Annotated in this window: 5 protein-coding genes and 1 pseudogene; 3 read left to right on the top strand and 3 right to left on the bottom strand. The window is 70.8% G+C overall.

Annotated elements, in window-relative coordinates:
* Together GT354_RS07135 and GT354_RS07130 are read right to left on the bottom strand one after the other, a co-directional pair.
* A pseudogene (locus tag GT354_RS07135) lies at nucleotides 1–699 on the bottom strand (hypothetical protein); the annotation flags it as partial.
* A 258-nt stretch (nucleotides 700–957) separates the two neighbouring features.
* Nucleotides 958–1,536 carry a TetR/AcrR family transcriptional regulator gene (locus GT354_RS07130; RefSeq protein WP_161355403.1) on the bottom strand — a complete coding sequence of 193 codons (579 nt, stop codon included), beginning with the start codon at nucleotides 1,534–1,536 and terminating at the stop codon, nucleotides 958–960.
* 2,121 nt (nucleotides 1,537–3,657) lie between these two features.
* Here GT354_RS07130 and GT354_RS07125 point away from each other — a divergent pair.
* Genes GT354_RS07125 through GT354_RS07115 form a run of 3 tightly spaced genes read left to right on the top strand, consistent with a single transcriptional unit; the run spans nucleotide 3,658 to nucleotide 6,769 of the window.
* Complete coding sequence (locus tag GT354_RS07125; protein ID WP_346011906.1) at nucleotides 3,658–4,923, top strand: DUF6271 family protein; 1,266 nt, start codon at nucleotides 3,658–3,660, stop codon at nucleotides 4,921–4,923.
* A gap of 32 nt (nucleotides 4,924–4,955) precedes the next feature.
* Nucleotides 4,956–6,275 carry a DUF6271 family protein gene (locus GT354_RS07120; RefSeq protein WP_161355400.1) on the top strand — a complete coding sequence of 440 codons (1,320 nt, stop codon included), beginning with the start codon at nucleotides 4,956–4,958 and terminating at the stop codon, nucleotides 6,273–6,275.
* Nucleotides 6,272–6,769, top strand: coding sequence for a GNAT family N-acetyltransferase (locus GT354_RS07115; protein ID WP_161355398.1), 498 nt, complete (start codon nucleotides 6,272–6,274; stop codon nucleotides 6,767–6,769). Before GT354_RS07120 ends, GT354_RS07115 begins: the two co-directional genes overlap by 4 nt.
* Before the next feature lie 568 nt (nucleotides 6,770–7,337).
* Here the strand turns inward: GT354_RS07115 and GT354_RS07110 are convergent.
* Nucleotides 7,338–7,668: 4'-phosphopantetheinyl transferase superfamily protein (locus tag GT354_RS07110; RefSeq protein WP_346011905.1), on the bottom strand; the 331-nt coding region annotated here is incomplete at its 5' end.

Here is a 7,668-nt window from a genome sequence, read left to right as displayed (position 1 = left end):
GACCGCATCGAAGCCGTAGCCGGCCGGGCCGAAGGTGCCGGTGACGGCGTGGCGGGCGAAGTCCACGATGCCGGCGTGCCGGATCTGGCGGACCAGCAGTTCGGTGAGGAACGCGTCGCGGGCCGGCTCGGTGTGCCGCAGACCGGTCGGGGTGATCAGGAGCGGAACGTCCTGCCAGTTGGTGAAGGGCAGCAGGGCGTCGCGCAGCAGGACCATCTGGTGCAGCCACTCGTTGTAGAGCTGCATCGTGACGGGCCCGCCGCGCCGGCCGAGGAGCAGGTCGGCCGCGGAAGGGGTGAGCAGGTGGCCGTAGCAGTGGCTGCGCACGACCAGCGGTCCGGCGGGCAGCGGGATCCGGTTGACGAGCAGCCTCTCCAGGGCCGAGGCGGCCCAGGAGGCGAGCTCCCGGCCGATCGTCTCGGCCTGCCCGCCCAGTTCGCGCGCCGCCGAGGCGCTGTCCGGGCCGATGCCCAGCGGCAGGGAGGTCTCCCGGGTGCCGAGTGCAAGTGTCGCGCGGACCTGATCCTCCAGCACCTTGCCGTCGGCGCCGGTGAGGGCGTTGTGGTCGATGATGCCCTGCAACAGCGGCTCGGTGGCGGCGAAGAAGTCGCGGGCTGTCAAGGTGGTACCGGCCGCGGGAAAGGTGTTCCAGCGGCTACCGCCCAGAACGGGCGTGCTCGGGATGGGTGCGGGGGGCATGCGTCCTCCGGAGTCGTCGATTGGAGCAGGGCGGGGTCGCCGGATCCCGTGTTCGGGCGGGTAGGCGACTTTTCTGGATCGTCTGATACAGATTGCGGTCATGGAAAAGGGATCTGTCCCCGAAAGCGTGAACGATCTTCGAGTCGCGGGATCAGACGGGGTGAACCAGGCCTGGAACAGCGCCGATTCCGCGCCGCCGTCACCAAGCAGCCGCGGCGGCCCGGGAATTCACGCTTCCGGATACGGAGACCGAGAAAATCAGTCGAGGGCGGCCAGCGCGACCTCCACGAGAGGTTCGAGGGCATGGGCGTCCGGGGTGATCTTCGCGGAGACCAGCAGTCCGTTGAGGAAGGTGACGAGAAAAGCGGCGAGGGTGTGCGGGTCGTGTCGCGTCGCGATCTCGCCCCGCTCCGCCGCGACCCGCAGCACCTCGGCGAGCGCGTCCCGACCGGCGTCCTGCATGTCCCGCACGGTGCGCCGGATCGCCGCATCCTCCGGCAGGCGCTCGCAGGCGGCATTGACCACCAGGCAGCCCCGGCCGTCACCTTCCACGGCGATCCGGATCCGCGCGACCAGCATCGTGCGGATCGCCGACCGGGCGTCCGTCCCCTCCTCCAGGTCGCGCAGGGCGGCCGCCGCCAGGGTGGTGCGGTAGTGCTCCAGCGCCGCCCGGTACAGGCCCTCCTTGTCGCCGAACGCGGCATACAAGGACCCCTGCCCGATCCCCAGCCGCTGGGTCAGGTCGCGTATCGAAGTCGCCTCGAAGCCACGCCTCCAGAACAGTTCCATGGCGCGGCTCACCGCCGCCTCGGTGTCGAACTCCCGGGTCCTTGCCATGCCCCTACCGTACCCAATCTGGATCGATTGCTCAAGAAAAGAGGTGGTGTCCTGACCACACGCCGACGCTCGGTCCGCCCCGGCGTCGGCTTGGTCGCCCGACACGTCGCCGAACGCGCCGACGACGTCGGTCTCCGGGCAGTGCCAGACCGATCCGCAGTCGACGACGAAGTTCGGGGCGCTGTAGGCGAGTCCGAGGCCGTGCACGCGGTCGACGCAGGCCCACGCGATGTTCTCGGGCGCGGTGATCGACTGGTGGCGGCAGGTGGGCGGCGCGCTGCGGCAGTCGAGTTCGTCGTGGGTGATAGCGGCCTCGAACGCGGTGTCGCCAACCACCGTGACCCGGGCGTCGAACGCTCGGTCCTCGACCAGGGCCTGCCTGGAGGTAGTGGACGGTTCCCGCGATGCACGTCAGGTCGTCGCCGAGGCGGACGCGGGTGGTGGGGACGAAGGTGGTGTGCCGCTGGGTCAACGCCATGACCACGACCCGGCCGGGCCTGTTGCGCCGGTCGGGCCGGTCGGCGACGACCGAGCGGGCCGCGTCCGGGTTGGATGTCGGCAGCGTGTCGGGAACGGTGAACCCGACCCTTGCGGTGGCCGCGAGCTGCGCTGGTCGCTCAACGCCGGTGCGGGGGGCTCCGAGATCACCACCGTCGGTGCGGTCGTCCTCGACGACCTGGGCCGCCCCGGAGCGGCATTGGTGATCAGCGCCCCGACCAGCCGGCTCGCTCCCACCCCGCCGGGCCGCCGCCACGCACCTCGGCGGTCGTCGCGACGAGCGGCCGTGACGACACCCGGCACGGCGCGCCGGCTCGGGATCGAACGGCGGCCCGTCGCTGCCTCCGACAACGAGGTTCACACTCCGGCTTTCGCTGAACATCGCCCTGTACGTCGACCCGACCGCGTTCGCGAACGTACCGCCGAGCCTGGCCTCCCAGGAGCAACCAACGCGGCTTACCGCACGCTGAAATGCGGCGCGGTGAGGGGGCTCCTCGACTCGGTGGCCAAACCGATGACATTCGGGCGCTTCCGGAAAACCTGACGGGCGCGTACGACCGGACAACGCTACGGATCCCGGCCGATCCCGGCCGATCCCGTGCGGGCCGAACACAAGTGCTGTGACTGGTACTCCAGTTGCACTTCTCCATGGGTGCTGGTCGGCGGGCTGTTTCAGAACCTGTTCGGCTGACGGCCCGTCAGAGCGGTGCTTGTTCGTGACTCATCCGATCGGGTCGCGTGCGGCGCCGGTAGTGGAAGTGACGGGCGATGGCCTGGTGTCGTCGACGCCGGCACGACCAGCCAAGCCGGTGTGCGGGTGACCGGTGCCGGATCACGGGGGGATGAGCAACGTCCGGGAGCCGTCGGATTTCTGCCACGGGGAGGGGGGTGAGGCTGAGCCGGGCGAATTCACGCTTGAGGCGGGTGTCTCCCGCTCCTGCGGATCGGCCTTCGGCCTCGGATGGGCTGCGCATGATGTCCGACCTCACCGGCAGTCGGGTCTACCGAGTCGTGCCGGCGCACTGCGAGGGAGCCCTGTCGGGCGATTCCGGGCTCAGGGACGTCTGCATGCGGATGAGCAGGGAGGTCTCGGCGGCCCGGGCGGCGGCGGGGAAGCGACACCACCGTTCGGCGAAGGCCGTCGGAAAAAGACCCGGCAATGGGCACCTCGCCGGCGGCCTACCCAACCGAATACCGGTGGCCGAAAGGCAGCGGAAGAACCGGGATCCGTCTTTCCGGCACCTTCGCCGGGGGATCTCGCACAACTGACCGCATAGGGGCTGATACCCCGACCCGAAGGGTGCTGACGTGGGTCTGGTGAGCCTACGAAGACCGTGACCGATGGCGCCGGAATCGAAGGGCGAGTCGGACCCCATGACGACACACATGGCCGGGCCGCCGCAACCTGCCTCGGTCGTCGGCATGGTGAACGGACCGGAGGGCGTCCCCACCGACTGGCGCGGACTGCGTCCTCGGAGCTCGCGCGGCGAGCCCCGCCGAAGTCCGCGCGCGGGCAGGGATGCCTGCCCGATCGGGCAGTCGGCGTGCGCCGCCCGATCTTGGAAAGCGCTCCATTGACACCACTGTTGGTCTAGTCCAATGTGGTGAAGCAAGGTCATCCACATGAGTGCGGCGGAACCCCGCGCCCCGGCACCGGCACCGGCACCGCTCGGGACTCACCGACCCACTCGACTCGACTACATCACCGCAACTTCGAGGAAGTCATGCGGCGTTGCCATGCTTCGATCCTCGGACGGGCACCTGGATCTGACGTTCGATCGGAGACGCCGTATGCGCAGAACCTGTTCGGCCTTGCCGACCAGCCGGGCCCGTCCTGCCACGATCGCGGCCATGGGCAAGGGGGCCGCAAACGCGGCGGGGGAGTTCGGGGCGTGGGTCCGCCTTCCGATCCCGAACTCTTCGGACGATGCCGCCTTCACCGGCCACGCCGGGACCGTTGGTGAGCTTCTCCCCGCTCCGAACGGGTACGAGCGAGTACGGCTTCCGCCGGCATCCGGGACTGTCGGCGGCGACCACTACCTCCTGGGCGTCGTCCGCCATGCCGCCCTGATCGGCGTCGCGCTCAACCGACTCGTCGTCGAGCACCGCACACCGAAGCGCCGCTCGGGCAGCGGCTTCGTCACCCACCAGGTGCGACTGACGAAGCTCCTGCCCTCGATGCTCTACTTCCACCCCGTCCGGGGCGAGGTGACGGGCATCGGCGGGAACCCACCCGGTGGGCTCCACCGCGTACATGCCGACGCGATCGGCGAACGCGGCGCCGGCGGCGACCGGGCGCGGAGCGTCCGCCGACTCGGTGTCCTCGACGCGTCCTGTCGCAGATCGGGCGGCAGGTACGCCGGGTTCGCCGACCGTCCGTCGCTTCCGCGGGAGTGTCTGCTCGGTGAGGCTCGGGCCGACGAGGAAGGCGCCCGCCCGCTCCGGGCCAAGGGGGCTCTGGGCGAGGCGGCCCGGACGGTCGGAGGTACCGCGTCGACGGACGGCGACGTCGGCTTCCGGCTGCCTGCCGGGGACGCCGGGGACGCCTGGGACGCCGCCGTGGCACTGGCGTACGACACCTACCGGGCCGACGGGCCCTCCGAGGGCCGGGAGGCCCTCCGGGCCGAGGGCCGGCCCTCTCCCGGAGACCGCTTCGCAATGGAACACCCGGGTCGGGTCCGCGACTTCCTCCTCGGCCTGCCGTATTCGCTCCGCCGCTGCCCCGACCTCGGCGAAGCGGAAGAGGCCGCGGCGGGGGCGCGTTCCACCCCCGCAGGGCCCCGCCGTGGCTCTCCGACCTCACCAGCGGCCTCGTCCGCGGTGGCGCAACAGGCCGGTCAAAACCGTCGTCCTGGACCCCACTCTTCGCTCAACCGACAACTGCTGTAACGGATCCGACGACCAGACGGAGAATCCACACCATGCAACGAGTCTGCCTCGCCCTGCCCACCATGCGTGCCTGCCCCGGCACTATCGTGGACCTCGCCGAGGAGGCGGCCTACGCCGTCGCGACCTTCGGGGTCGAGGTTCACCTCCTCGTCCTCGACACCACCGAAGCCGCCGAATTCGCGAAGAACGCGGACGCCGTGGCCTCACTGGCCCCCACTCCCGGCGTGTTCGTCCACCACCTCGGCGAGGCGCAGCAGCGGGAGTTCCTGCACGGGGTGGCCGAGCGCTCCGGCGCCGCCGACCCCGAGCTGCTGCTCGACCTGATGCTCCCGCAGGGCGTCGCGTACGGTTCCTGCGTCAATCGGCTCTTCCTGGGCGCGGCTGCCCTGGGCTGCACCTCGGCGCACCTGCGCAACGACGACTTCGACTTCCAGGTCGTCGACGGTCGGAAGATGTTCCCGATCCACCACGAGTTGCTCTCGATCGGCCGGCCGGCCGGCGAGGCGGTGGCCGGCGTGTCCCGCTCCGAGCTCGACCCGGCCGACGCGGACAAGCCGGTGATGCTGGTCAGCGGCTCCTTCATCGGCGAACTCAACGTGGACATCGGCGAGATCCAGGAGATGGACCCGGCCGTCTACCGCGACCTGGTGCGCCTGTGGACGCCGCCGGTGTGGTCGGAGGAGGACAGGGACGCGATGGTGGACGTCTCCTTCAAGGGTGCCGGCTCCGAGCCGTTCGGCACCGACGACTCCGTCCTCGGCGTTCCCGACATCTGGGACGTCTATATGTGCAACGTCGCCCTGGATCACCGGGCTTACGAGGTGCTGCCGTTGCTGCCCTCGGTCCAGACCATCGGCAGCGATTACGCCCTGCTGCACGCCCTGGTCCATGCCCGGCTGCCCGGCGTCGTCCACAAGCGCCACATCGTCAACTACTACACCCCCGAGCGCCGCATCGGCGCCGGCTTCATCTCCTACCAGATGCGGTTCGTCAAGTTCCTGCTCTCGATGCTGTACCTGTATCCGGTCTACGGCGGGATGATCGATCTCGGCCGCGGGATGCTGGACGAGCGGAACGAGCTCAAGGTCGAGCCGATCCTCGACCTGGTGCGGGGCAGCGTCGGCTGGGACCGGGCCGGGAACGAGCACTGCCTGGACGTCGTGGACCGCTCCTACCGCAAGCTGGGCGGCAAGTACGCCGAACTCGCGGACGTGGTGGCCGGGCAGCGGCAGCAGCTCTTGGACGAGGCTCAGGAGGACGCCGAGCGCTGGGCGGTGCTGGTGGAGGCCTGGGCCGAGATGGTGGCCGCCGCCCGCGCGGAGGGTCTGGGCGTGGACGGAGCGGCCGGGTGAACGGGGAATTCCTCATACGGCAGTTGATCGACGACGACTGGGACGCCGTGATCGCGCTGGAGCACGAAGCCTACGCGGCCGACGGCCTGTCGGAGGGCCGGGAGGCACTGCAGTCCCGCGCCCTCGGCTCGCCGGGGACCTGCTTCGTGCTGGAGCAGCGGGGCACGGTCCGCGGCTACCTGTTGAGCCTGCCGTACCCGCCGCTGCGCTGCCCGGATCTCGCCGAGGCGGAGGGCACCGCGTTCGAGTCGGGCAACCTGCACGTGCACGACCTGGTGCTCGCCGAGGACCTGCGCGGTCGGGAGGTCGCGGAGGACTTCATGGGGTATCTCCGGGCGCGGGCAGTGGAGTTGGGCTTCGAGGAGATCTCGATGGTCGCGGTGCGCGGCACGGACATCCTGCTGCGGCTCCTCGGCTACCGCGCGCACCGGGAGGTGGCCGTCCCCGCGTCCTACGGGCGGCGTGCGGTTTACATGTCGATGCCGGTGCACTGACCTGCGGGTGGCACCTGGACGGATCACCACTGCTTCGGCCTGGATGAACGAGCCTGATGTGCTCGGTGATCGGATGCGATCAGTGAGCGGGTGACTGGTGCTCGGATCCGGTTGCCGTGCCGGATTCCGGCAGCCGACGCGGGGATGCGCCAGGTGACCGGGATCGCGACGCCCTCGAAGGTCGGCGCGCCGTGTTGTTCCAGGCGCGGTTGCCCTTCGGGGGCGTCGTCTACCGACTCGGTCCGTCGGGCGCAGGCCCCGGAGGAGCCGGGAGTGGGAACGCGCAGGAGCCGGGAGTGGAACGCGCTGGAGCCGTAGCCGGCCTGCGAGGCACAGGACGGTCAGGAGGGCCTCAAGGTCGTGCGTGTACGACCGGGGGACGCGCCCGTGACATGGCGCCCCCGGCCGTACGCGGTGTCCGGCATCGGCGGCCGAGGCGTCTGGTCCTCCGTACCCGCCGCCGGCCGACCGGCGGCGCGCGCGTACTGCGGGACAGCGGGCCTGCACAAGCCGTCGGCGGGCGGATCAACCGTCGTTCCGGCTTGCCGGGGCTGTCGATCGGGGAAGCTCAGGGCAGACGCGGGGCAACCCAGCTGCGGTGACGGACCGCAAAGGGCTGGTCCAGGTCGGCAGCGACCGCCGCGCGGAACGGGCCTGGCACCGTGACGTCGGACAACCACAGGGGGCCGGGCCCCAGCGGGCCCGCGTCGGCCAGGCGCAGCGGCGAGGGACCGGTGAGCGAAAGGCCGAGGCCCTGAGCGAGCCGGCCGCCGTGGACCTTGACGCAGGCCTCGCGACGGCACCAGAGCCGGGTGAAGCGGTCGGCGCTGTCGGCCGGGGTTGGTGCTTCGAGGACGAGCGCGGCGTCGGGGGTCGGGAAGTGGCGGCGGGCGATCCGC

This window comes from Streptomyces sp. SID3343, from assembly GCF_009865215.1.
Classification (GTDB): Bacteria; Actinomycetota; Actinomycetes; order Streptomycetales; family Streptomycetaceae; genus Embleya.
This window is presented reverse-complemented; position numbering and strand designations above follow the sequence as displayed.